This window comes from Pseudomonas sp. PGPR40 (assembly GCF_022014505.1).
Lineage (GTDB): Bacteria > Pseudomonadota > Gammaproteobacteria > Pseudomonadales > Pseudomonadaceae > Aquipseudomonas.
Genome location: NZ_JAKLSP010000014.1, coordinates 109,247 through 135,319 on the forward strand (window position 1 = coordinate 109,247; position 26,073 = coordinate 135,319).

The 26,073-nt window shown below is 59.4% G+C and carries 22 protein-coding genes; 6 read left to right on the plus strand and 16 right to left on the minus strand.

The genetic code is table 11. The annotated features are described in order from the left end of the window. The first annotated feature begins 23 nt into the window (after positions 1-23). Positions 24-887: an efflux RND transporter periplasmic adaptor subunit gene (locus tag MEB48_RS14100; protein WP_237884795.1), complete on the plus strand. Its 864-nt coding sequence runs from the start codon at positions 24-26 to the stop codon at positions 885-887. A 150-nt stretch (positions 888-1,037) separates the two neighbouring features. Here the strand turns inward: MEB48_RS14100 and MEB48_RS14105 are convergent, their stop codons facing one another. The 16 genes from MEB48_RS14105 to yaaA form a co-directional block, all read right to left on the minus strand. After that, positions 1,038-1,436, minus strand: coding sequence for a DUF4440 domain-containing protein (locus MEB48_RS14105; RefSeq protein ID WP_237884796.1), 399 nt, complete (start codon positions 1,434-1,436; stop codon positions 1,038-1,040). Positions 1,437-1,572: 136 nt separating this feature from the next. Further along, positions 1,573-2,397, minus strand: coding sequence for an SDR family oxidoreductase (locus MEB48_RS14110; protein ID WP_237884797.1), 825 nt, complete (start codon positions 2,395-2,397; stop codon positions 1,573-1,575). A gap of 30 nt (positions 2,398-2,427) precedes the next feature. Then, complete coding sequence (locus MEB48_RS14115) at positions 2,428-2,892, minus strand: multidrug transporter (protein ID WP_237884798.1); 465 nt, start codon at positions 2,890-2,892, stop codon at positions 2,428-2,430. A gap of 281 nt (positions 2,893-3,173) precedes the next feature. Beyond that, entirely contained in the window at positions 3,174-4,625 is a 1,452-nt protein-coding gene (locus tag MEB48_RS14120; RefSeq protein ID WP_237884799.1) for a mannose-1-phosphate guanylyltransferase/mannose-6-phosphate isomerase, read from the minus strand. A 212-nt stretch (positions 4,626-4,837) separates the two neighbouring features. Next, on the minus strand, positions 4,838-5,503 hold the full coding sequence (locus MEB48_RS14125; protein WP_237884800.1) for an alginate O-acetyltransferase AlgF: 666 nt from the start codon (positions 5,501-5,503) through the stop codon (positions 4,838-4,840). A gap of 14 nt (positions 5,504-5,517) precedes the next feature. Further along, entirely contained in the window at positions 5,518-6,693 is a 1,176-nt protein-coding gene (locus MEB48_RS14130) for an alginate O-acetyltransferase (protein WP_237884801.1), read from the minus strand. An 11-nt stretch (positions 6,694-6,704) separates the two neighbouring features. Next, complete coding sequence (locus tag MEB48_RS14135) at positions 6,705-8,270, minus strand: MBOAT family O-acyltransferase (RefSeq protein WP_237884802.1); 1,566 nt, start codon at positions 8,268-8,270, stop codon at positions 6,705-6,707. Positions 8,271-8,462: 192 nt separating this feature from the next. Further along, on the minus strand, positions 8,463-9,596 hold the full coding sequence (locus tag MEB48_RS14140; RefSeq protein ID WP_237884803.1) for a mannuronate-specific alginate lyase: 1,134 nt from the start codon (positions 9,594-9,596) through the stop codon (positions 8,463-8,465). 11 nt (positions 9,597-9,607) lie between these two features. Continuing rightward, positions 9,608-11,059, minus strand: coding sequence for an alginate O-acetyltransferase (locus MEB48_RS14145; protein ID WP_237884804.1), 1,452 nt, complete (start codon positions 11,057-11,059; stop codon positions 9,608-9,610). A gap of 10 nt (positions 11,060-11,069) precedes the next feature. Further along, positions 11,070-12,659 carry a mannuronan 5-epimerase AlgG gene (gene algG / locus MEB48_RS14150; RefSeq protein WP_237884805.1) on the minus strand — a complete coding sequence of 530 codons (1,590 nt, stop codon included), beginning with the start codon at positions 12,657-12,659 and terminating at the stop codon, positions 11,070-11,072. 26 nt (positions 12,660-12,685) lie between these two features. Beyond that, positions 12,686-14,173: an alginate export family protein gene (locus tag MEB48_RS14155; protein ID WP_237884806.1), complete on the minus strand. Its 1,488-nt coding sequence runs from the start codon at positions 14,171-14,173 to the stop codon at positions 12,686-12,688. Continuing rightward, positions 14,170-15,687, minus strand: coding sequence for an alginate biosynthesis TPR repeat lipoprotein AlgK (gene algK, locus MEB48_RS14160; protein ID WP_330932707.1), 1,518 nt, complete (start codon positions 15,685-15,687; stop codon positions 14,170-14,172). Before algK ends, MEB48_RS14155 begins: the two co-directional genes overlap by 4 nt. Positions 15,688-15,703: 16 nt before the next feature. Continuing rightward, positions 15,704-16,873: an alginate biosynthesis protein Alg44 gene (locus MEB48_RS14165; protein WP_237884807.1), complete on the minus strand. Its 1,170-nt coding sequence runs from the start codon at positions 16,871-16,873 to the stop codon at positions 15,704-15,706. Between the two features lie 35 nt (positions 16,874-16,908). Continuing rightward, a complete protein-coding gene (alg8, locus tag MEB48_RS14170) occupies positions 16,909-18,390 on the minus strand; it encodes a mannuronan synthase (protein ID WP_442969093.1) in 1,482 nt (493 codons plus the stop codon). Positions 18,391-18,552: 162 nt separating this feature from the next. Then, entirely contained in the window at positions 18,553-19,869 is a 1,317-nt protein-coding gene (locus MEB48_RS14175; RefSeq protein ID WP_237884808.1) for a nucleotide sugar dehydrogenase, read from the minus strand. An 820-nt stretch (positions 19,870-20,689) separates the two neighbouring features. Further along, positions 20,690-21,469, minus strand: a complete 780-nt coding sequence (gene yaaA, locus MEB48_RS14180) for a peroxide stress protein YaaA (protein WP_237884809.1) — start codon at positions 21,467-21,469, stop codon at positions 20,690-20,692. Between the two features lie 261 nt (positions 21,470-21,730). On the opposite strand from yaaA, the gene MEB48_RS14185 reads away from it, so the two are divergent. The 5 genes from MEB48_RS14185 (at position 21,731) to moaE (ending at position 25,991) form a co-directional block, all read left to right on the plus strand. Continuing rightward, positions 21,731-22,855 carry a polysaccharide deacetylase family protein gene (locus MEB48_RS14185; protein ID WP_237884810.1) on the plus strand — a complete coding sequence of 375 codons (1,125 nt, stop codon included), beginning with the start codon at positions 21,731-21,733 and terminating at the stop codon, positions 22,853-22,855. 336 nt (positions 22,856-23,191) lie between these two features. After that, on the plus strand, positions 23,192-24,586 hold the full coding sequence (locus MEB48_RS14190; protein ID WP_095055620.1) for a PhoH family protein: 1,395 nt from the start codon (positions 23,192-23,194) through the stop codon (positions 24,584-24,586). A gap of 236 nt (positions 24,587-24,822) precedes the next feature. Beyond that, on the plus strand, positions 24,823-25,296 hold the full coding sequence (gene moaC / locus MEB48_RS14195) for a cyclic pyranopterin monophosphate synthase MoaC (protein WP_033061025.1): 474 nt from the start codon (positions 24,823-24,825) through the stop codon (positions 25,294-25,296). Further along, complete coding sequence (gene moaD / locus MEB48_RS14200; protein ID WP_008010586.1) at positions 25,293-25,535, plus strand: molybdopterin converting factor subunit 1; 243 nt, start codon at positions 25,293-25,295, stop codon at positions 25,533-25,535. The genes moaC and moaD overlap by 4 nt, the downstream gene beginning before the upstream one ends. Before the next feature lie 3 nt (positions 25,536-25,538). Continuing rightward, positions 25,539-25,991 (plus strand): molybdopterin synthase catalytic subunit MoaE, encoded by a 453-nt coding sequence (gene moaE, locus MEB48_RS14205; RefSeq protein WP_237884811.1) that lies wholly within the window; start codon positions 25,539-25,541, stop codon positions 25,989-25,991. The last annotated feature ends 82 nt before the right edge of the window (positions 25,992-26,073 follow it).

The window sequence follows — 26,073 nt, forward strand, 5'->3', positions numbered from 1 at the left end:
CTCTATTTCTGAAGAAGGCCCCGATGAAAAAGCTTTTCAGCCTGCTCGCGACCCTGCTGGTGTTGGCCCTTGCCCTGTGGATCGGCCGGACCCTGTGGGTGCATTACATGAACACGCCCTGGACCCGCGACGGCCGGGTGCGCGCCGACATCATCAACGTCGCCGCCGACGTTACCGGTGAAGTGGTGGATGTGCCGGTGCGCGACAATCAGTTGGTGAGAAAGGGCGATCTGCTGATGCGCATTGACCCCGACCACTATCGCATCGCGGTGAAACAGGCGCAGTCGCTGGTGGCTTCGCGCAAGGCCACGTGGGAGATGCGCAAAGTCAACGCCCATCGTCGCGCCGACCTCGACAACCTGGTGATCTCCAGGGAAAACCGCGACGACGCCACCAACATCGCTGACTCGGCCCTGGCCGATTATCAGCACGCCCAGGCGCAACTGGAAGCGGCTGAACTGAACCTCAGACGCACCGAAGTGCGCGCGGCGGTGGACGGCTATGTGACCAACCTCAACGTCCATCGTGGTGACTACGCACGCATTGGCGAAGCGAAAATGGCGGTGGTCGATATGAACTCGTTCTGGGTTTATGGCTTCTTCGAAGAAACCAAATTGCCCCGCGTGCGCGTGGGCGATAAAGCCGATATGCAACTGATGAGCGGCGAAGTGCTCAAGGGGCATGTGGAAAGCATTTCTCGCGGCATCTACGACCGCGACAACCCGCAAAGCCGCGAACTGATCGCCGATGTGAACCCGACCTTTAACTGGGTGCGCCTGGCGCAGCGGGTGCCGGTGCGGATTCACATTGATGAAGTGCCAGAGGGAGTGCTGTTGGCGGCGGGGATTACTTGCACCGTTGTGGTGAGACAGGCTGTCGAGGAGTAACTGGCAGACCGAGTCGCCTGCTTCGCGAGCAAGCCCGCTCCCACACTTGATCTACTTTGTGCACATATTCTGTGTTCACTGAAGATCAAATGTGGGAGCGGGCTTGCTCGCGAATGGAGCGACTCGGTCCCTCAGGCAGATGGCGACAGTTCACCCCTTGCAAAACGTCTCATGTAAATGCCGCCAAACCACCTTGCCATCGGCCTGTTTCTCAAACACCACCGAGGATCGCCGATCAGAATGCAGCCCTGTCGCATCAGTCTGCTGTTCGCGGTAACTCACCACGGCGCCACCATCGTACAGCGCGACCCCTCGCAACTCGCTGAGCTCAATCCTGAACCCGAGCTTCTTCCCGCCCGCCATTAGAAACAACTCATTCAACGCCTCGAAATCCAGCACCCGGCCCAATGGCGAGATCATGGAAAACTGCGGCGAAAAACGCGTGAGCAAGTGTTCAAGTTCTGACTCGTCCCGCTCATCGGCTAGCCATTGTTCGATGGCTATGTGGGCCTGGATCACTTCGTCAAAGTATTCGGTGTAGTCGGTCATGTTGTTTCCTGAAAGTCTGCAAAGTCTGTTCTGACGCCTTCGCGGGCAAGCCTCGCTCCTACAGGTTATGCGCCAATTTTGAGATGGCGCTCATCCTGTAGGAGCGAGGCTTGCCCGCGAAGGCGTCGACCCGGTATCAGAGCTGCCCGCGCAACCCGAACCGCTTCATCAACCCCGACTCCAGCAACCCTTTTGGCAACAACCCCGCCATTAGCGGTAGCGCCCGACTACCGTTACCCAATCGCACCAGACGCGGTGGCTTGCTCTGCTGCACAGCCTTGAGCAACCCGGCCGCAAACTCACTGGCCGGGGTCGGCTTATCCTGGGACGCCTTGGCCCGTGCACGAATACCTTCACGCAGCGGCCACCACGGCGATTGTTCGGTGATCAGTTGTTCAGCTTCCTGGCCGGCATTCTTGGCGAAGCTGGAGGCGATGGCTCCCGGCTGAACTTCCATCACACGAATGCCAAACGGCGCCAGTTCCATGCGCAATGTATCGCTCAAGGCATGCACCGCGGCTTTCGAAGCGCAGTAGGCGCCGGCAAACGGCGTGACCAGAACCCCGGACACGCTGCCGATATTCACCACCAGGCCCTTGGCGCGACGCAGCACCGGGAACATCGCGCGAGTCACGCCGACGATGGCAAACACGTTGGTTTCGAATTGCCGCTGCATGGCCGGCACACCGCCGTCGAGCAGCGGCCCCATGGCGCCATAACCGGCATTGTTGATCAGCACATCAAGACCGCCGCACTGCTGATTTATCCGCTCACTCAGTTGTTCGAGTGCCGGACCATCGTTCACGTCCAGTTGCACGGCGGTGAACCCGGCGGCGGTTAGAGCGGCTACGTCTTCAGCCTTGCGGGCGCTGGCCCAGACTTCATAACCGGCACTTTTGAAGGCATCGGCGAGGGCGCGGCCAATGCCGCTGGAGCAACCGGTAATCAACGCAATGGGCATGAGCGCGGTCCTTGTGCAAAAGAAAAGGGATCAGTCGGAGAAACTACCCTGCAATCGCTCGGCGCGAAACTCCAGGGTTTGCGGACGATAACCGGGGCGCAGGGGCGGCATTGGCAAACAGTCTTCCCAATTGCCGCCGGCCTGCAATTCGCCGGGGCCGCGATAGCGCGGTGCGGCGTATTGATTGTCAGCCAGATTGACCGTATCGCCCGGTGCATAAGCGGCGATGCGCCAGCGCAATTCGGTCAGCGGCACATCGTTGCCGTTGTTCATCGTCAGCCTCAAGGGGCGATCCGCCGGGCAGTGTTCCGGGGCATAGACGATACGCAGCTCAAGACGCGCCAGTTGCTTGACCTCGCGGGTGTCCAGCCAGAATACCCACACCGCCACCAGGCCCAATCCGACAGCGGCGGCCATGGACACCGGGACAGCCTTGGCCGGATAGCGCAGCAGCAGGATCAGCCAGGTGATGACCAGCAGGACGCCGATGAACATGACGCGAAACCTCGGGAAGGGAAAGAGCATCCTACCTAAGCGTAGGTGGGATTGGCGATGGGCATGATTAAGGCGTTGGACGTTATGGCCCCTTCGCGAGCAAGCCCGCTCCCACATTCGACCGAGTTGTCTTATGGGAACGCGATTAAATGTGGGAGCGGGCTTGCTCGCGAAGAGGCTCTCTGAATCGCTGCAAAACCTAAAAAAAAGCCCCCGCCCAACCCACTGCGGATAGGGACGCAGCGGGCTGGGCGAGGGCTTTTTATTTTTTACCGGTCAAATCACTGCACGATGGTTTTCACCGACACGCCACGTTCGATCGGGGTGGAGCGACCGTAGATATCTTCAAACCGCTCGATATCGTCTTCACCCAGATAGCTGCCCGATTGCACTTCGATGATTTCCAGCGGGATCTTGCCCGGATTGCGCAAGCGGTGGACCGAGGCGATCGGGATGTAGGTCGACTGGTTTTCAGTCAGCAGGAACACGTTTTCGTCGCAGGTCACTTCGGCGGTGCCGCTGACCACGATCCAGTGTTCGGCGCGGTGGTGGTGCATCTGCAGCGACAGGCACGCGCCCGGTTTGACCGAGATGCGCTTGACCTGGAAGCGGCCGCCCATGTCCACCGAATCGTAGGAGCCCCACGGACGATAGACTTCGCAATGGGTCTGGGTTTCGCTGCGACCCTGTTCGTTGAGGGTGTTGACCATCTGTTTGACGCCTTGGACCTTGTCCTTGTGGGCGATCATCATGGCGTCTTTGGTTTCGACGACCACGATGTTTTCCAGGCCGATCACCGACACCAGTTTGCCGTTGCCGTGGATCATGCAGTTTTTGCTGTCCTGGATGACCACGTCGCCTTTGGTGACGTTGCCGTTGGCGTCTTTTGCATTGACTTCCCACAGCGACGACCAGCAACCGACATCGCTCCAGCCTGCGGTCAGTGGTACTACGCAGGCGCGCTGGGTTTTTTCCATCACCGAGTAGTCGATGGAATTGTCCGGGCAGCAGGCGAAGGTGGCAGGATCGATATCGACGGTGTCGGCATCCTGTGCGCTACGTTCCAGCGTCAGCATGCAGGTGTCGTAGATGTCCGGATCGTGTTTTTTCAGTTCTTCGAGGAAACGGCTGGCGCGGAACAGGAACATGCCGCTGTTCCAGAAGTAGCCACCGGACTGGACGAATTCGGTGGCGCGTTTCACGTCGGGTTTTTCGACGAAATGCGAGACACGACTGACGCCTTCCGGCAGCAGCGCATCGTTGGTGGACTTGATGTAGCCGTAACCGGTTTCCGGCTTGGTCGCCGGCACGCCGAACAACACCATCTCGCCACGCTCGGCCGCCACAGTGGCCAGGGCCAGAGCGCGTTGCAGGGCTTTCTGGTCTTCCAGCACGTGGTCGGCCGGCAGCACCAGCATCAACTCGTCGCGGCCTTCATTGACCAGCATCATCGCGGTCAGGGCCACGGCCGGGGCGGTGTTGCGACCGAACGGTTCCATCAGGACGCGCTGGGTGTCCAGGTTACGGGCACTCAGTTGCTCGTTGACGATGAAGCGGTGTTCCTTGTTGCAGACCACGATCGGGGTATCCATGCCTTCGAACACCAGGCGCTCCAGGGTTTGCTGGAACAGCGTGTGTTCGCCGGTCAGGGCGAGAAATTGCTTGGGGAATTGCTTACGCGAAAGCGGCCAAAGACGTGAGCCGCTACCACCTGACAAGATCACCGGAATCATGTTGTTACTCCTTTAAAATCGATTGGTTAGAGCTACTGCGTTCTGTAGTTTCACTCTTGTTCTTGTTCCGTGTCCCAACTGACACCTCGGTCCACTGTGGGAGCGGGCTTGCTCGCGAAGGCGGTGTATCAGTCGACATCGTTGGTGAATGTCAGACCGCTTTCGCGAGCAAGCCCGCTCCCACATTGGAATGGGTCAATCAGGCGAATTGATTAGCGCGTCGACACCGGGCGCTTGACCCAGACTGGCGACAGGCTGCTGCCGCTGCCGGTGACGTACAGCACTGCGGCTTCACCGCGCTCCAGGGCAACCGGTTTCACGTCGCCGACTTTGGTGGCGCCGTCGTACAGCGCCAGGCTGACTTTCACCGGGTTGATTTCACGCTCGCCACGGCCCTTGGCCGCCACGGACGGGACCACTTCGGTCTTGCCGTCGGCGGTTTTCAGGGTCAGGGCCTTGTCGCTCAGGTTCTGTACGCGAACCAGGGATTTCTGCTTGTTCTTGAACGGCGGCTCTTCGATCAGTTGCGGTGCGCCGCTGGCATTGTTGACCAGGGTGTAATAGTGGTCGCCGGCCAGTTTCACCGGCAGGGTCTGGCTGCCGACCTTGGCGCTGTAATCGCCGCCCGGCATGAAGCTGAAGTCGGTGCTGGACAGCGGCGCGACTTCGCTCAGGTTGGTGGTGCCAACGGTGGCGCTGACTTCAGCGTTACCGGCGTTGAAGACCCGCACGAAACTGGAGCCTTTTGGTGCGGTCGGGCCGTAGAGCGCGCCGTCACCGGCGAAGGCCTGCATCGACAGCACGCTCATGCCGGCGACGAGGGCGACTGCTTTGATGGAGCGAGCGGCGAGACGGCGAGGAGTAGTAGTGAAAGTCATGGTGTACCTCTCTTTCAGTTTTGCGCCCGGTCGGGCGTCTCGGATTTAGTGTTTGCAGCTACGTTTTGTTGGCGTGCGCCGGCTTGTTTAAGCTCTGCGACCCACTGCGGGTCGGCGTCACCGATTTCGTTGTTCACAGGCAGATATCGTTCAGGGAACTCCCAGATCAGCACTTGTGGCGGGCTGTTCTTGAAGGCGTCGCTTTTCAGGTAGCTGAGCATCGGCAGAATCGGGCCATGACCGTCTTCGGCGTAGCTGACCACGTCGCTGTGCAGTGCCTCTTTCAGCGCACCGATGAAGTTCCAGTTCGGGTTGGCGCTGTAACTGGTGCCGATCAGGGCCACCGGCACTTCAGTGTTGGCGAACAGGGCGTCGTCACCGGCAGGCTGATCTTGCGCAGCCACGGTGTTGCGCTTCTGCAAAGGCTCTTGGGCCGGCATCAGGTTTTCGAACAGTGGATCCAGCGGCAGGAACAACCGCAGGTCACCCTTGTGCGTCACCTTCTCCGCGGGTTCGGTGACGAAGTTTTGCGGTTCGCCGCTGAGCGGAGCCTTGTCGGCAATGGTTTTGGCCAGGGTCTGGGCAGCGATTTGCGCGCCTTCCGGGGTCCAGTGGGTGTCGGTGCGCAGGAACACTTGCTGACCGTCTTGCTTGCCCTTTTGCAGCGGGCCGAGCAGGTCAGGGGCGAGGATCTTGGTGGCCGCGACACGAGCGTGGAAGTCCTTGTACAGATTGGCGTGGATACTCGCCGGCTTCACTTCACCCAGATGTTCCGGGTACAGACGCGTCTTGGCCGGAACAATCGCCATCACCAATTGCACGCCTTGCTTTTTCAAGGTCTGGCGCACGCCTTCGACCAGCGCGTAGTTGCCCTGCAGGTTCAACTCTTCGTTGACGATCGGGTGAAACTCTTCATCGCTGTAGAGCCACTGATCGCGACCGAGCACCACGCCCGGACGACCTTCGTTGAACAGTTTGAAATCCAGCGCGGCCCAAAGGTTGGTGCCCAAGCGCTTGATCGGGAACTCTTCGTCATAGTGCGTCTCGACGGCTTTGCTCCAGCGACCGTTGAGCACGGTCGCATCGGCGTTGGTACTGAAGCCGAAGAAGCTGCGTACCGACCACACGCCCAAGGCCAACAAGGTCACCATGAACAGGGCGATGTAGAAGATGCGTAATGAGCGGGTCATAGTCAGATCCCTCAGAACTGGAAGTAAAGGAACGGCGAGAAGCTTTGCGCCGAGAGTTTGAGAATCGAGGCGATGAACAGCAGCAGTACCAGCGCGCGCATCACGTAACGGGACCAGTCAGCGGTCCAGTAGGCCGGCTGCACAGTCGCTTCAACGCCGACGGTGTAACCCGGTTCGTGGATGCTGGCCGGGTTGTCGCCCGGTACGGCTTTGATCATTCCAGGCGTAGCCGCGGCAGGGCCATCGGTCTCGGTGTTCGCGGCAGGCTTGGTCTTGACCGGCGGCTGGTTGGTGTAGAAATCACGCAGACCGAAGAACGCCAGGGTTGCGTAAGCCACCACCAGGGTCGCCACTTGCAGACCAGTGAGGTTGGCCTGGTTGAGTTCCGACAGTGACCATTCGCCGAAGCTGAACATCGCGCCGTACATGCGACCGGCGACGTCGAGGTTTTCGGCGCGGAAGATCACCCAACCCATCACCACCAGCAGGAAGGTCAGGGCCCAACGGACCGGGTTGAAGCTGCGCGGTGAAGTGTTCAGGCCGATGGCTTTTTCGATCGCCAGCCACATGCCGTGCCACGCACCCCAGATGATGTAGGTGATGTTCGCGCCGTGCCACAGACCACCGAGCAGCATGGTCAGGAACAGGTTGCGATAGGTCATCAGCGTGCCTTTACGGTTACCGCCGAGGGTGATGTACAGATAGTCACGCAACCAGGTCGACAGGCTGATGTGCCAGCGACGCCAGAACTCGGTGATCGACTGGCTGATGTACGGCTGTTTGAAGTTTTCCATGAAGCGGAAACCCATCATCAAGCCCAGACCAATCGCCATGTCGCTGTAGCCGGAGAAGTCGAAGTACAGCTGCGCGGTATAGGCCAGGGCGCCGAGCCAGGCATCGCCCGTGGTCGGGTTCTGCAAGGCGAAGCAATGGTCGGCCACCACCGCCAGGGTGTCGGCGATGAAGACCTTCTTGATGAAGCCCTGCATGAACCGCGTGCACCCCTCGGAGAACTTGTCGAGGGTGTGGGTGCGGTTGTTGAACTGGTCGGCGAGATCGCGGAAGCGCAATACCGGACCTGCGATCAGGTGCGGGAAGATCGCCACGAAAGCGGCAAAGTCGATCAGGTTGCGGGTTGCCGGGGTGTCACCACGGTAGACGTCGATGATGTAGCTGATGGACTCGAAGATGTAGAACGAGATCCCGATCGGCAACAGCACGTGGGTCAGGATGAACGGCGACAGACCGACCGAGGTCATCATCGCGTTGATGCTGTCGACGCCGAAGTTGGCGTACTTGAAGTAGCCGAGGATGCACAGGTCGATGCCCACGCCCAGGAGCAGCCAGCGCTGGGCCGGTTTGGTCCGAACGCCTGCCGCACCGACTTTCAGGCCGATCCAGTAGTTCCACAGCGTGACGGCTGCGAACAGCGCAAGGAAGTCCACACGCCACCAGGCGTAGAACACGTAGCTGGCGATCAGCAGCAGCAAGTTGCGATAGCGTATTCCGCTCAAGTAGTACATGCCGAGAAAGATCGGCAAGAACAGAAACAGGAACACGTTGGATGAAAATACCATCCCGATCTCTCCATGTTTAACCAACAGTCAAGGGCCAACGGCCCCCCCAAACCCCCCACGAAAATCTGGAGAGTTACGATCGTTCCCACGCTCTGCGTGGGAATGCCTCACTGGACGCTCTGCGTCCGCTTCGGCATGTGACGCGGAGCGTCACGGGCTGCATTCCCACGCGGAGCGTGGGAACGATCAACCCTAAGAGCCCTTGTTGCCTTTCTCGCTGGCCGGGTCATAGACCTTGGTCAAATCCCCACCGAGGCGGAAGGTCTTGAACGGCTGCATTTTGTGTTTCTGCGCCAGCACATCCGGCGTGCAGGTGTAGAGCGAGCAGAACGGTTCGAGCCAGGCGAATTTCGAATCGACCTTGAGGTCCTTCATGTCCTGTTCTTTACCGTTCTTCTCCTCGAATTCATCCGGGTCTTCCACGCCTGCAAGCACGCGATCACCCAGGCGTTTCAAGGCAGCGTTGTTTTCCTGGCGCAAATCCACACCGTTGACCTGGGCGAAACTGGCGATCATCGCCAGCGGCGGCAGGGCATAGTTGTGATAGGCGAGGGCGCGTTGTTGGCGCTTGAGCTCGTTGGGCAGGAAGCCTTGGGCGTCGACCTGATTGACGCCGACCTTGTATTCCTTGACGGCCCAATCAAACAGATCGCGGCGGTTGGTGGCGACCGACGTGGCCATCACCGACCAGGCGGCCCAGTACGAGTGGTTGTTGGTTTGCTCGAGCGGCAGGTTGTCCCAGTCGCTGACCACCTGATCAGCCATTTTGCTGAACCAGGCTTCGATCACTTGCGCTTCTTCCTGGTGGGTAGCCAGTGGATGCGAATCAGAGAACTTCAGGCGAACATAGGACGAAGCCATGCTGCCCAACGCCCATTTGCGCATGGACTTGCCGGTGTGGTTGAAGTCCCTGGACATCAATGCATCTGCCCGCGCCCAAGTAACCAGCCAGTTGAGGGTGCATTCCAGTTGTTCCGGACGACCGTCGCGCATGAACTGCATCACTTGTTTGCTGATGCCGCGTTCGATCCTGGTGATGTCGGCGGTGGCTTCGCGGAAAGCTTTTTCCGATTTTTCGTTCAGGGTCGAACGGGCCTTGTCGGAGCCTTCGTATTTACTGCGAAATTGCAGGGCGCCGATATAGGGCGTCGGCACCGCGTCGCAGCCTTCGCTCTTGCCGCCGGTTTTGACTTTTTCAATCGGCGCGAAGTAACCCTGGGGCGGGCGCAGTGGCGCGGCGGCCTGCGTGGCGCCGGCGAACATCGCCAGCGTCAGCAAGGACGGCGCGAGTAACGTTTTCAGCGTTCGGGTTTGCATGCAGTTCATAAGAGGTAGCCTCATTGCCCGGCTTGAGCGATACGCTGCCCGTTGCCGGAGAACACGTTGCGTTTGCAGATTTTCGCTTCGACTTTCTGCGGCGCGGTACCTGCTTTTTCAGGTCCCTGGACTTCGACGGCCAGCAAAGTCTGCGAGGCCCAGTCTTCGTCCGTGCGCAACTCGAAGGCGAAACGCCCGTCGGTGTCGGAGGTTTCCGGTTTTTCGATCTTGATGTCCTCGTGGCGCCCGTTCATGTACCAGAGGGTGGCTTGCAAGGTTTTCACCGAGGTGTCGGCGAAGCGGATGTCGACCTGGTGGCTGCTGTTGCGCAGGTCCAGGTTCTTGCTGTTGACCATCAATTCGTTTTTGCCCGGCTTCAGCGTGGCGCTGGCGCTCATCTGTGCCTCTTTGCCTTCGCAGCCGTTGTCCAGCAGCGCCATCATCTGGCGGTAGATGGTTTCCTGGTCGAGGCGATACAGCGGCGAGAATTCCCAGATGAGGATTTTCGGCGGGTTCTTCTGGAACTCGTCGCTGCCCAGGTACTGCAGCATCGAACCTTCGAAGCCACCACCGGGGAACGCTACGTTGAGAATGTCGGCGCCGATGGACTCTTCGAGGAAACCGGCGAAGTTGTAGTTCTTGCCACTGTGGCTGGTGCCGACCAGGGTGATCTCGGGATTGCCGGAATCGCCGAACAGATCGCCATCGCCTGCTTCGCCCTTGGGCTCGGTGATGAATTGATCCATGTACTGGATCGCATAGCTGGTGCCACAGAGTTGACCGGCCATGTTGTGCAACGTTCCGGTCTTGCCCATGCGACCCGACTTATGGGTCTCGAATTCACGCTTGGGAATGTCGGCGAAGGCCGGCAATTGCTTGACCTTCTCGGCGACGATCTTCGCCGTGCGCTGGGCGCCGTACGGCGTCCAGTGCTGGTCGCCGCGGAAATAGAAATCGTGAGCCGACAGGGTCTCGGGCAGCGATTCGTTGGTCAGCGGCGACAGGTCCGGGACCACGTAACCCATCTGCGCGAAACGCCCGAGCATGGTCTTGTAATTCCTCAGCGCCTTGTCAAAGTCGTAGCTGGCTTTTTCCGCCGGGTTGAGTTTGTTGCGGTTCACCAGGCCACGGGTCGGCTGGTAAACGATGACCAGTTCCACGCCTTTGCTCTTGAACGCATCGTGCAGTTGTTTCATGCGTTTGTAGCCGGCGGGCGTGGTGTCGAACTCGGTGCGCAAGTCTTCTTGCGTACGGAACAGCCAATCGCCTTGCGCCTGCACCAGCGTGGTGAAATTCTGCTGATAGCGGGTGGTGTAGTTCTTCGCGTCGTGGGCTGCCGGGCACAGATTGCAGCAATCCTCGGCCTTGAAGCTGGGTGCTTTGGCGTCTTCGGCACGTACGCCAGTGCTGGCCGCGAGAATGCCCGCGGTCAGGGCCGACAGGCTGAGTAATTTGATCAAGTGTGGGTGCATAAAATTATCCTCAGTCCCGCATTTCGGTCTGGCGTTCGACAGGGTCGATCAGCACGGCTTTCTGCTGGCGCACCAGCAGATCGAGAATTTCATCCTGGCGCTCGCCGAGGATGCCGTTGAAGCTGATACCGCTGGATTTGGTCGGCGCGAGCATCGACACGCGATACAACTCCACGCTCAGTGGCGAGTCGATCGACAGAGGCCCGCTGCCGTTGGCGGCCAGTTCACCGCCGACCACGATCAGCGACACTTGGGCGTCGAACGGGTCGAGCTTGATGTCCCGGTCGGTGTCGGTCAGGTCTTTGATGTGCCCGTAGACACCGGTCAGGCCGTTGGCCATCGCGATGTTTTCGTACAGGCGAATGTTCACGCTGTTACGAATACGGATGCCGTGACGCTGGTTGTTGATCACCTTGTTGCCCCACAACAGGTTGTCGGCACTCTCGTAGAGGGTGATGCCGTCGGTGTGGTTCTTGTAGATCTCGTTGTAGGCGATCAGGTTGTTCACACTGTTACGGTCGATCACCAGGCCCGACAGCTTGTTGTCGTAGCTGCGGTTGTTGAAGATGAAGCTGTCGTTGACCTCACGGGAAATAATGATCCCGTGCTTCTTCTTCGTACCGAACACCGTGTTGTCGGCGATGATCAGGCCATGCGACCGGTCATGTGGGTCGATGCCGTAGACGATGTTGTCTTTGTAGGTGTTGCCCTTGACCACGAAGTCGCGGGTTTCGTAGCAGTAGAAGCCGTACCACATGTCCGAGAACTCGGAGCCGACGATCCAGCCGGACGGTTCAGGACGCTTGAGCACCTTGGCCATGTTCGGCGTGTATTGGGAAATACTCACGCCGTAGGATTTACTGTTGGCGTAACCGAAACTGGCGATCTTGCTATTGGCGATGTAGGTCTCGGTGCCACCCCAGGACAGCAGGAACGGACGGAACTCCTTGGGCGACTTGAAGGCCGCCGGACCGTTTGCCTTCTCGCTCCAGCCAGTGATTTTGGTATCACGCACGAACAGCTGACCATCGTTGACCAGGAACGAACCGGCCTCCTGAGACAGGCGCAATTCCTGGGTCTGCTTGTCGATTTCCAGAATGCCCTTGTTACCCACCACGATCGGCAACTTCGCCAGGAACACGCCCGGCGAGGTTTCGCTGAAGTACTGCTTGGGCACCTTCTTCGCCAGGTCCTTGAGGTTCATGTAGCCGTCGTCGATGAAGATCGCCTGCGGGATGCCATGCTGACGCACCACCCATTCGGCCATCTTGTTGTCGCCGCCGATGAAGTCCTTCAGGGCGTTTTCCTGCATCATCCGGCGCACGCTGATTTTGCCGGGCTTGGTGCGCACGATTTTCGCGGCGATGGCTTCGGCGGTGTAGCCCGAGGTGTCCGGCAGTTTCGGCTTGGCCAGCTCCAGCGGCTCGGTTGGCGCGCTGCTGACGGTATAGGTCTTGGCCTGTTGCAGTCCCTTGGCCATGGTCGTCGATTTGCCCTGTTGTGCAGGCTGGACCGGTTCGACGGCGGCGAAGGCGGCTGCGCTGGCCAGCAGCAGCGCGCCGGCCAGCAGGCTGATCGAGCCTTTCTTGGCACTGTTCATGTCGGGCACTCCCTTCGCGGTTTGCATCAGAAGCGCCAGACCACGTCGACAAATGCGCGGTGCATGTACGAATCGACTTCTTTGCCATACGCATCGCCAGGCTTGAACACTCCGCCACGGAACCGCACCAGCGCCGAAGGCTCATCGATCGACTGGCTCAATGAAGCCGGCAGCAGGCCTTGCTTGAAGTACTTGGTGACGACCAGGTCCATTTCCTGACCGAGGTCTTTGTTGCCATCTTCCAGCGGCAGCGAGGTGCTGGAGAGGACCGCACCGGTCACGTCGTCGGTGTTGTTTTCGACGGCGTTGATGCCGTTGCTGCCCACCGGCTTGTTACCGTCGACGCGCCAGAATTTGTGGTAGATCAGGCTGGCGTCGTATTCGTCGTTGAGCATCCACGAGCCGAACAGGGTAGCGGTCTGCATGTTGTTCATTTCGCCACGGAAGGCTTCGCCGAAACGGTGAACCCGCGAGCGCGTACCGGTGTAGTTCGAGCGGTTGCTTTCCAGGCCGGTCTGTTCGTACTCGGCGCTGGCACGGGCATAGGCCGCACCGACTTGCCACTGTGGATCGAGGCGCAGACGCACACCAATATCGGTGGCCCAGCCATTGAGGTCTTCACCGCGTTTGGCTTCGGTCGGGCGGGTGCCATCGGCATTCAGCGGGTTGACCGTGTCGGTGTCGCCGCTCATGCCGGTGATGCTGCCCCAGTAATTGACGGTGTTGGTGTTGCGCCAGTTATAGGCGTCGCTGTCGGCGGTGAGGCCAAGCCAACTGATGTCGCCGTTCTGTTTTTTATCCAGCGAGTCGCCGGCCACGCCTGGCTCCGGGTAGTCGAGCTTGCCGTCATCGTGGGTGTGATGACCGCGAATGCCGACCCAGTTACCCGGCGACCATTGAGTGGCCACGTCGCCGAAAACGTGCAGGCGATCCTTGTCTTTGGGTGCCAGCTCTTTCAAGTCGGTGCGGTATTCGCTGAAGCGCTCGGCGATACCGACGTTGGCGCGCAACAGGGTGGTGTCGAAGGTCCAGTTCAGGGCTTCGATATTGGTGTCGCGCCATTGGCCGTCGTCATTGCGCAGGCGTTGGCGACCGAGCTTGAGGATCTCGCCAGGGTAGGGCGTGAGGCCGCTGTAGCCGACCCAGAACTCGCGCATCGCTAGGTAGTTTTTCTTGGTTTTGCGATCACCGTTGTCGGTGGTCTGGGTACCGTCGTTATCGGATTGTTGCAGGGTGTCCGTTTCGATGATGTCGGTGGACGTCACGGCCTGGCCCATGGCGTAGGCGCTCCACGCGCCGCTCTCGCCGTATACCCAAGGACGCAGGTCGAGGCCGACGCCGGAGACATCCCCGCCGCTGGCGGTGCCCAGGTCACGATCGTCTTCGGACTGGCCGGTAACTTTGACTTCGAGGCCGAAGTTCTTGTCTTCGGTCAGGGCCGCCAGGGTCGGGCACGACCACAGCAGAGCGAATGTCAGGCCAATACCGGCCTTCACGAATGGGTTGAGCTTCATAGGGATTCCTCGCCGTCTTCTTCTTGCAGGGCGTGCAGTTCCAGCGTGTCCGGACTCACGGTGCTACGAATGGCCTGCTCTTGTTTGAGCAGGCGTTGGGCCTCGGCCAGCCGGTCAGGCGGCAGTTGCGCTTCGAGTGTTTGCGCAAGCTCATTGGCTTGCGGGGTGCCTTGAGCCTTGGCCAATTGGCTGAAGACATAAGCGTTGACCGGGTCGGGCCGGGTGCCTTTGCCTTGGGAGAACAATTGGGCAATGGCGAAATCGGCACTGTTCTGGCCGTTACGCGCAGCGGTCAGCAGGTGATCCAGGGCTTTCTGCGGATAGACCTTGCCCAGGAAACCACGGCGATAAATCTGGCCGAGGTAGTAATCGGCGGCGACTTCACGGCCGACAGCTTTCTTGAAGTGCTCTTCGGCGACTTTGGCGTCGGCCGGCACCATTTTTCCTTCGAAGTAGAGCTTGCCCAGCAGCAGTTCGGCACGCGGCTGGTCGGCGGCGCGGCCGTTATCCAGGTACTTCATCATGGCGTCGACGTCCCCCAGTTCAGGGAAGTCGTAGAGCAATTGCGCCAGGCTGACCCAGGACGCCGGGTAGCCAGGGGCGATGCCTTCGAGCAGCGACTGAGCGGTTTTCTCGTCGGTCTTGCCCAGGCTCGCATCGCCCAGCACGCGGGCCACGCTGTCCACCCGTTGCGCAGAGACGGCGCCACGGCTGTGGGCGGCCTGCATCTGCTTGATCAGCTCGGCTTGTTGCTCCGGCTGGCCGCGTTTCTGATAGACCGTGGCCAGTTCGACGTAGCAGATGTCGGTGGTGTTCAACGCCGCTTTGCAGACTTTCTCCACGTCATCCAAGTGCTGGTCGTACGTGCCCTGGGTGCGATAGAGCAGCACTTGCGCCAGACCCGCTTCCGGTTTGCCTTCGGCGCGCCATTGGCTGATCTGCTGCTGGGCGTTGACGTTGGGGAAACTGTTCGGGTGTTGCAGGTACAGCATCGCCAGCGGGATCAGGGTGTTGCCTTCGCCATTGGCCGCGGCTTTCTTCAGCAGCGCTTCGGCTTCGTGGTGTTCGGCTTCGGTGGCGCCGGGTTTGGCCACCAGCAAGCGCCCCAGGCGAGCCTGAGCCCGCGGCGAGACGCTGGCCGCGGCGCGGTAAGTCGCCTCGGCCTTTTTGATTTGCGCCGGGTCACGGCTGTCGACTTGCAGATCGGCCAGGCCGACCTGAGCTTCGCTGTAACCCAGGTCTGCCAGTTGCTGGTAGTTCTGCGCCGCCAGCGTGGTATCGCCGCGCTTGAGGGCTTCATTGGCCAGACGTTGGTCGGGCAGGCCGGCGCAACCGGCCAGGCTCACGGCCAATGCAACGGCACACAGCGATCCTATGTGGGAGCGGCGGTGCGACGATTCGACTTGCTCGCGAAGCAGGCGCTGCGGTGCATCAGGTAGACCGTGTTGATCCCTTCGCGAGCAAGCCCGCTCCCACAAGGTGTGCGGTGTGTTCAGGATTTTTGTGATAGTCACGGGCATGTCCTCTTGTTTAAAGACCGACGGCCATGGCTTTGTTGATCAGCCAGTTCAGGTTCGGGCCACGGGTGCTGTTCACTTCAACCGGGCGACCGGCGAAGGCGCTGTCCAGTGGTTCGTCAGGTTTGATCTGCACGCGGATGTCGGACGACAGGTCGGCGCTTTTCAGGCTGGTGCTGCTGACGATCTTGCCGGTACGGGTTTGGTCTTCACCGGCGATCTGGAAGCTGACCGAGGTGCCTGGGAGCACGTCGCCGAACTGGCGATAGGAGAAGCGAGCTTCAACGTTGGCTTCGGTGTTGCGCGGCACCAGTTGGAAGATCACGTCGCCTTTGCTGGCGTACTGACCGTTAGCCACCAGTTGCTGCGCCACGGTGCAATCGCACGGCGACGTCAGGGTGCCGGTCATTTGCTTGCCGAACAGTTCTTCAACTTTGGACGGCTGCAGTTGGCCTTCGTCCAGATGGCCCTTGAGTACGTCGAGCATGCTGGTGCTGAAGGTCGCCAGCGGTGCGCCTTTGGCGGCAACGCCGTCAGCCTTGATCAGGCTCTGCACGGTGCCGTCGCGCGGCATAGTGATGTTCATGCCCTGCACGCTGACCAGGCCGGCCTGGGCGTGGCTGACGAAGTACATGCCGTATACCGATTTGAAAATGAAACCGAAGGCCACCAGACCGACCGCGAAGATACCGGCGCTGAAGGTCACCGCTTTCAGGCGGCCGAGCGGGGTCATGCCGTGGCCGCCGTCCTTGACCTTGCGCGCCTTGGTGAAGTTGTCGCGCTGCAGGGTCGCGAGCATTTCACCCACGCTGACGATGTCGCCGGCCAGGTGCGAGGTGATCAGGTGGCGCAGGGTGGAAATGTCACGGGGTTCCAGGTTCTGGAACTGGCAACCGGTGCGACCGGTCTGGCGATCGACGGAGCGGATTTGCAATTCCACGTCCATGGCCAGGCCGAGGTTATCGATGACGAACTGCAGGCGCGCCTTGTGCACATCGCCGACTTTCAGCAGCAGTTGACCGGCGTTAAACGCCAGGCCGCCAGCGGAAAGGTCAATGACTCGGGCTTCGACCGGGGTCCGGTCAGGACCGAAGAAACGCAGCTTGGCCGGGATTTTCACGCGGGCGTGTTGGCGCTGGGCTTCGGATTCGTGCACTACGTTGCTGTTGACGGCGGTATTCATATGGGCGATTTCCTAGTTAATTCAGGCGAGTTCGGTCAGACCATCAGCAGCAGCACGGCGACAAAAATGCTGCCGGCGGAGAAGGTCATGGTCCGAGACGACCAAGTGTTGAACCAACCTTGAAAGCTGGCGAGATCACGGGTCAGGGAAGTGGGCTGGCGACTCCAGGACTGACGGTCGAGGCGGAAGAACACGTAGATCTTCACCAGCGCGCCGACGATCTGGTTGTAATAGAGAATCGCCGGGTAGGCCGGGCCGATCCGGTGACCGGAACAGGACAGCAGCACTGTAAGGATCAGGCGGGTGATGCCGATCCACAGCAGGTAAACCAGGAGAAACGCAGGGCCGTATTTGAAGGTGGCGATGAGCGCTACGGTCAGGCCCAGCAAGGAGGTCCACATCGACACGCGCTGATCGAACAGCACCACCGAGGTAAACAGGCCGAGGCGTTTCATCCCCAGGCCCAGAGCGCGGGAGTTCTGCCGCAGGTTGTTGCCGTACCAGCGAAACATCAGTTTGCGACTGGCCTTGATGAAGCTCTTTTCCGGCGGGTGTTCCACGGTATGGATCGCGGCATCCGGCACGTAGAACGTGTCGAAGCCCAGACGCATCAAGCTGAACCAGCTCGACTTGTCGTCACCGGTCAGGAACTTGAAGCGGCCAAGGCGCCAGTGTTGCAGTGAATCGCTTTCCACATCGGCGATGAAGTCCGGGTTGGTGACCACGGAGGCGCGGAATACCGACATGCGCCCGGTCATGGTCAGCACGCGCTTGGACAGGGCCATCGAGCACATGTTGATGTGGCGCTGGGCGAATCGCAGTTTGTGCCATTCGCTCATGATGTAGCCGCCGCGTACTTCGCAGAACTCGTTGGTGGTCAGGCCGCCGACATTGCCGAACAGCTGGAACCACGGCACGGTCTTGAGCACGACGCCTTCGGCCAATACGGTGTCGCCATCGATCACGGCAACCACGGCGCGGTCGTCCGGCAGGTGGCGCGAGATGGCGCGGAAACCGTAGGCCAGGCCATCGCGCTTGCCGGTGCCGGGAATGCGCACGAAATCGAGCTTGACCCGTGGCGGTGGGTTCATGCGTTTCCAGAGGCTTTTGACCAGCAGCTCATCGGACATTTCCACGATCGAGCAGACCACGGTGGTCGGCAGGCCGCAGTCGATGGCCTCGCGGATCACCGAGCTGTAGACCTGCGCGGTGGTCAGCGCATCGATACGAAAACTGGTGACCATCAGAAATACATGGGACGGGTCTGCGTCTTTACCCAGCTTGCGCACTTTGCGCCGCAGGTGCGGGTAGACCACGTACAGAAACAGCATGCCGCGCAAAAAATGCGTGGCACCCATCGAGTAGCGCCAGATACCGACGATACCGATCAGGAAGATGAAGTCCTTCGACTCGGAGTCGAATGTGGACGCAGGCAACGCCATGGCGATGCCCATCAATAAACTTAGGTAAAACAGCCAACCGGCGGCCTGAAGTAGGCCGTGCTTTAGCCTGTGCATAATCTGCATCCGTCTCGATCTCGGGCGAGCCTGTGGGGTGGCCCGATGGGGTTAAGGCAGGCATAAAAACCGTAGGAGCGAGGCTTGCCCGCGAAGGCGGCGTGCCTGACACACCGCGTTGCCTGGTTCGCCGGCAAGCCTGGCTCCTACAGGGGCGCTGTGTTACCAGCAGATGCCTTCGGTCCGGCCACTCACGCTGGTGGCTTTGGACATGAAGCCAACCAGGTCGATCACTTGCTTGCCGTGTGGAGCTTCCTGCGCCAAGGCGCGGAATTTCTCGTCACGGTTGCCGAGGATGATCACGTCGGAGTTGTTGATCACTTCGTCGAAGTTGGCATTGAGCAAGGACGAGACGTGAGGAATCTTCGACTCGATGTAATCCTTGTTCGCACCGTGAACGCGGGCGTACTCGACGTTGCTGTCGTAGATGCTCAGGTCGTAACCCTTGCCGATCAGCATTTCCGCCAGATCGACCAGCGGGCTTTCGCGCAGGTCGTCGGTGCCGGCCTTGAAGCTCAGACCGAGCAGGGCGACTTTGCGTTTGTCGTGGCTGGAGACGATGTCGAACGCGTTCTGCACCTGGGACTCGTTACTGCGCATCAGCGAGTTGAGCAGCGGTGCTTCCACGTCCAGGGAACCGGCGCGGTAGGTCAGGGCGCGGACGTCTTTAGGCAGGCAAGAGCCGCCGAACGCGAAGCCTGGGCGCATGTAGTACTGGGACAGGTTCAGCGTCTTGTCCTGGCAGACCACGTCCATCACTTCACGACCGTCGACGCCGACAGCCTTGGCGATGTTGCCGATTTCGTTGGCGAAGGTCACCTTGGCGGCGTGCCATACGTTGCAGGTGTACTTGATCATCTCGGCCACGGCGATGTCCTTGCGGATGATCGGTGCGTCGAGTTCTTCGTACAGCGATTGCAGAACGTCGCCCGAGGCCTTGTCGAACTCGCCGATGACGGTCATTGGCGGCTGGTCGTAGTCTGCGATCGCGGTGCTTTCACGCAGGAACTCAGGGTTGACCGCCACGCCGAAGTCGACACCGGCTTTTTTGCCGGAGCAGTCTTCGAGGATCGGGATCACCACGTTTGCCACGGTGCCCGGCAACACAGTGCTGCGAACCACGATGGTGTGGCGGGTGGTTTTGTCACGCAGGACAAAACCGATCTCGCGGCACACGGCTTCGATGTAGTTCAGTTCCAGGTCGCCGTTCTTCTTGCTTGGCGTACCAACGCAGATCATCGACAGATCGGTGTCGCGAATCGCCTCGGAGAAGTTGGTCGTGCCGCGCAGACGGCCAGTCTCGATACCTTGTGCCAGAAGTTCGCCCAGACCCGGTTCAACAATCGGCGATTTGCCTGCGTTGATCATATCGATTTTGTCTTTGGCAACATCGACGCCAACGACGTCATGGCCCCGTGCAGACAGGCAACCGGCACAGACTGCGCCGACGTAACCCAAACCAAATATGCTGATGCGCATCGCATTTACCTCTATATTGATCAAGCCATTACATGGCCGGAGTTAATGGTGTTCAGCGGTCGTAGTGCACTCGGAAGTGCGGCTTAAAGGCGCAGCAATGCCGTGTGCAGGCATACTAAGTTCCGAGTGTCTAAATAAGTGCACTCAAGGTGTGCGCAACCAGGCCTTATTGTTATGACTTGCCCTGTTATGCAGCCGCTCCTCTTTTCAGAAGACATTCGTGCAAAGGTCTTGCGCGCTCAATACCAGGCCGCGGGGCCCGTGAATCAAGCGGTTGGGTGCTCGGGTGAGCACGTTTATAGGGGCGCAGCCGTGGCCTTGTAGGGGATATTAATGGTGCGTTATCTCCTGTCCTTCATGTGTTGCCCAAATAAGTGGTCCATAAGTTCAAGTTGATGTGACAACTTCGCTATCGGGACCGCCTCTCTGCGTAAGTTATCTCGCACAATCGTCGAGAGAATCGTTACCGGTGGTATGAGCGGCGCATTTGGACATAGTTCCTGTCCGCCCATCGCGAATTCTGAAATTTCTTGAAATATTGAAAAAGATGGCACTGCTTTCATATTGATAGCACCTGCCGTTTCGCCCTTTATATATAGGGTGATTATTGCGTTGGATATTTTTTTGCCACTACCCATAAAATTTTTCAGTGCCACTACTGAAAAAAGTGGTCACTGTCGAGTGAAACAAAAGTTAGAAAATTAACTGATGTTTTATTGGCGCCAATAAAGCGTCAAAATGGCGAGGAGTATTCGAGGGTAAAAGGAGCGGCGCGCGACGAAGTAACCGATGTCGTGCGCCGACTTGGTGCTGGTTTCAATTACTCCGGTGCGTGATCGCGCAGGAACACCAGATTGTCCGGTTTAGACTGCTCGCTGCTGTAGCGATAACCCTGAACGTCGAACTGCTTGAGTGCGATCGGGTCATTGATGCGTTCTTCGATGACGAAGCGACTCATCATCCCGCGAGCCTTTTTCGCGTAGAAGCTGATGATTTTGTACTGGCCGTTTTTCAGATCCTTGAACTCGGTGTTGATGATGCGTGCGTTCAAGGCATTGCGTTTGACCGCCGAGAAGTACTCGTTGGAGGCCAGGTTCAGCAGCACGTCGTCGCCCTGATCGGCTAACGCTTCGTTCAGCCATTCGCTGATCCGCGTGCCCCAGAAAGCGTACAGGTCCTTGCCCCGGGCATTGGCCAGTCTGGTGCCCATTTCCAGCCGATAGGGCTGCATCAGGTCCAGAGGGCGAAGCAGGCCATACAGGCCGGAGAGCATGCGCAAGTGTTGTTGGGCGTAATCGAAATCGGCTTCGCTGAAGGTTTGTGCATTCAGGCCGGTGTACACATCGCCCTTGAATGCCAGCAGCGCCTGCTTGGCGTTGGCGGGGGTGAAGGCAGGAGTCCAGCTGCCGAAACGCGCAGCATTGAGACCGCCAATCTTGTCGGAGACGTGCATCAGCTCGCTGATCTGCGCCGGCGTCAGGTCGCGCAGTTGCAGGATCAGCTCCTGGGAATGGTCGAGGTATTGCGGCTGAGTGAAGCGCTGGGTCGCCGGCGGTGTTTCGTAATCGAGGGTCTTGGCGGGGGAAATCACCATCAGCATGAAGTCGTCTCCTTTAATCGTGGCGGCGATTCTAGGGGGTTGGCTGTGTTGACTCCAGCTATCAAGTCCATAGGTGATCGGTGGTGGGCACACCCTGATCGTTCCCACGCTCTGCGTGGGAATGCCTCAACGGACGCTCCGCGTTCGGCTTTGGAAGGGACGCGGAGCGTCCCGGGCTGCATTCCCACGCAGAGCGTGGGAACGATCATGGGCCGGCGATCGGCTATAGTGCCGCGCGGGTTTTGTTATGGAGGCATCCCATTGCGTATCGTTTTTCTATTCTCGGCCTGGCTCTTGAGCTTCGGCGCCATGGCGGCACCGGGCGATGCGGCGACGCTGGATCGCAGCACCTGGCCTGAGCAGCTCAACAACCCGACATTGTTCGACGTCGCCTCGCGGGCCGAAATCCTCATGTTCGCCCGCGTCCTGCTGGCCAGTGAATCCCAAGATGAAGCGACGCTGGCTCAGCGCCTGGGCCTGCGCACCCTCAATCTGGAGTCGGTGAACCAGCTGCGCCAGCGTCTGTGGCAGCGTTTGCTGACCAATTACAACTTCGCCCAGCAGAGCTGCGATCAGGATGCCTCCTTCTGTTTCCTGGTTGAAGACATGGCCACCTTACGTGAGCAAGCGGCCAAGTTTCAGGTGAGTGACGACAGCTATTACATCAAGTGGGCCGAGCCGAGCCGGTCGTTCCACACCCAATACCTGGACGAGCAGTTGCGCAAGGCTGCGCTGTTCCCGAAGACCAGCAGCGAAGTCGATCGTTTTGGCGACTATGAGCGCAATGGCGAGGCCATGAATGACCGGCTGTTCCTGCTGACCTTCGACAGCGCCGCCAATGCCGCGCCAGATAACACGGCCTGGGTTACCGAATACCTGCGCAAATCGAACATGAGCGCTACGTTCTTCGTCCTCGGCAAGGACATTCAGACCCGTCTGGCCGAACGTTCGGTGGCCAGCCTGCAAGGGACTTATTCGCAGCAATGCGTGGGCGTGCAGGGTTGGGAGTTCCGCTCCCACAGCCATTGGCAGGATTGGCAAGACTCGGTGCGACGCAGCATCGATCTGGTCAAAGGCAAGCTGCCGGAGAATTACGTGCCGTTGTTTCGTCCGCCCGACGGTCAGCGTCGAGCCGATGCTGAAGGCTTCTTTACCTCTCAGGGCTTGCAGGTGGCGCTGTGGGACATCGATGCCCAGGATGGCGCCGGCAAGCTCAAGGGCAGCCAGAGCGCGCAACGGGTGTTGACTCTGATGCTGCTGTGGCGGCACGGGGTGATCAATTTCAATGTGAAGCAGGATGCGCTGAAAACGGCGATGCCTTGGCTCATTACGCAAACGGCGCCAAGCGGGATCGGTTGGGAAGACTGTCAGAATGCGTTTCGCTGAAAGCGGTGAAACACCGTAAACATTGCGCGAGGGGCGATTTTGGGAGCGATTTTGGTGCAGGCGGACTTCCGACTTTAGCGGGGTGCTGGCAGTCCGCCAAGTGCTATTGGTCACTCTGCAAAATAAACTTCAAAAAAACGTCAAAGTACTTTTTTCTGTCACAGGTTTTGGAGTATTACGAAGACAGACCGCCGAAACCTGCAACACAGGTGGCGTCTTCCAAGACTCCGTTTGGGTTGCAATCACTTGAGTCTTTGCAGGTGATTTCGGTGGCCACTTCGAGGCGCAGCACTGTCAAGGTATTGCGTCGACTGGCTCCCACAAAGGTGACCGAGTATGGATGATCACGGACGTAGCTCTTCTTCCAACCAGCCAATCCTTTATGTACTCGATACCAACGTATTGATTCACGATCCAAACGCCCTGCTTAATTTCGAAGAACACCACGTCGCCATCCCGATGACCGTGCTTGAAGAGCTGGACAAGCTCAAGGGCGGGCATCACAGCGTTGCCGCAGAATGTCGTCAGGCGATTCGCCTGATCGACAAGACCCTGGGCGATGCCAGCCCCGAAGACGTCGAACTCGGCGTACCGATCCAGCGCGGCAAGAGTGGGCCCAAGGGTTTGCTGTCAATTCTGATGAGCAAGCGTATTGAGCCGAACATCATTCTGCCCGAGCATCTGAACGACAACATCATCATCAACCAGTTGATCGACCTGCGCGCGCGCGATGCGAAGCTGCCCGTGGTGCTGGTCACCAAAGATATCAACATGCGCCTCAAGGCCCGGGCTTGCGGGATTGCGGCCGAGGACTACAGTACCGACCAACTGGTCGACGACGTTTCGTTGCTGCCCAATGGTTATCACACCATGACCGGTTCGTTCTGGGATCGGGTGAGCAAAGTCGAAACCCGGCAGGATCATGGCCGCACCTGGCACCAGGTGCAGTTGATCGACAACCTGCCCGCCGTACACGTCAACGAATTCATCATCGACGAACAGGGCTTTGTCGGCTGGATCAAGGAAATCCAGGTCGACAAGTTGCTGATCCTCGATCTGCATCAGGAACCACTGTTGCACCAGGAAGCCTGGGGCCTGAAACCGCGTGACATCTATCAAAGCCTGGCGCTCTATGCCTTGCTCGATCCGGACATTCACCTGGTCAACCTGTCCGGCGCGGCCGGTTCCGGTAAAACCATCCTGGCCCTGGCGGCAGCCATCGAACAGACCATGGTCAGCAAGCGCTACCGGCGCATCATCGCCACCCGCAGCGTGCAGGGGCTGGACCAGGAAATCGGCTTCCTGCCCGGCACCGAAGCGGAAAAAATGGAGCCTTGGCTCGGCGCCATCACCGACAACCTTGAAGCTCTGCACATGGATGACGAAAACACCCATGGCAGCGTCGACTACATCCTCAGCAAAGTGCCGTTGCAGTTCAAATCCCTCAACTACATTCGAGGCCGCAGCTTCCAGCAGAGTCTGATCCTGATCGATGAGTGCCAGAACCTCACGCCGCACCAGATGAAAACCATCATCACCCGTGCCGGCGCCGGTTCCAAAGTGGTGTGCCTGGGCAACCTGGCGCAGATCGATACGCCTTACCTGTCCGCGACCAGCTCCGGGCTGACTTACCTGACCGAGCGCTTCAAGGACTTCCCCAACGGTGTGCACATCACCCTGCAAGGGGTGCCACGCTCGATTCTGGCCGAATACGCCGAATCGCATCTGTAACAGTGACGACCGAACCGGGCGCCCTAAAGGTCGCCCGGTTTTTTTATGCCCGACACATACCCTGTAGGAGCGAGGCTTGCCCGCGAAAGCGATGTGTCAGTCACATTGATGTCGGATGTGCCGCCGCCTTCGCGGGCAAGCCTCGCTCCTACAGGAGGTGTGTCGATTTGATAATCAAACGTGCGAAAAATTGACCCACAGGCTTACAATCGATGCTTCTGATCAGGAGTAACCCTGTGCTGACTCATCTCGATTCCCAAGGTCGTGCCAATATGGTCGACGTCACCGAAAAAGCCGTGACGTTCCGCGAAGCGACGGCCCAAGCGCTGGTGCGCATGCTGCCCGAAACCCTGCAGATGATCGTTAGCGGCGGTCATCCCAAGGGTGACGTATTCGCCGTGGCGCGGATCGCCGGCATCCAGGCGGCGAAAAAAACCAGCGATCTGATTCCTTTGTGCCACCCGTTGTTGCTCACCGGCGTCAAGGTCGAACTCAGTGCCGAAGGCGACGACACCGTGCGCATCGTGGCACGCTGCAAGTTGTCCGGGCAGACCGGCGTCGAAATGGAAGCGCTGACCGCCGCCAGCGTCGCGGCGCTGACTATCTATGACATGTGCAAGGCCGTGGATCGCGGCATGACCATCGAGAGCGTACGGCTGCTGGAGAAACTCGGCGGCAAGAGCGGCCATTTCCAGGCGGATCAGCCATGAATGTTACCGTGAAGTTTTTCGCCCGCTACCGTGAAGCGCTCGGCGTGGACTCGGTGAAGGTCGAAGGTGATTTCGCCACGGTCGACGATGTGCGCGCGCTGTTGGCACAACGTGACGGTGCCGAGGTGCTGAGCGAGCAGAACCTGATGTGTGCCCGCAACGAAGACCTCTGCCAGCTCGACGAACCGGTGAGCGATGGCGATGAAGTGGCGTTTTTTCCGACCGTGACCGGGGGGTGAATCATGGCGATTCGCGTGCAAGCCACGCCGTTCGATCCGGGCGCTGAAGTCAACGCCATGCACGCGGCCAATGTAGGTGTCGGTGCGGTGGTGAGTTTTGTCGGCTACGTACGCGACTTCAATGATGGCCTCGACGTCGCCGGAATGTTTCTGGAGCACTACCCGGGCATGACCGAAAAAGCCCTGGGCAAGATTGCCGCAGAGGCCGAACAGCGCTGGCCGCTGTTGAGGCTGGAAGTGTTGCACCGCGTCGGCGCCCTGGAGCCGGGCGAGCCGATCGTCTTCGTCGGCGCCGCCAGCGCTCATCGTCAAGCAGCGTTCGATGCCTGTGCCTTTGTCATGGATTACCTGAAAACCCGCGCGCCGTTCTGGAAGAAAGAAAACACCGGTGATGGGCCGCGTTGGGTGGAAGGGCGTGACAGCGATCATGCGGCGGCAGATCGCTGGAAGCAGTAAGCAATCACGGCTTGAAAAACATTTGAAAGTTAATCCGTTCTTAACCGGTTTATCGTTTATTTCCGACGTTAGCCAAGGCGGT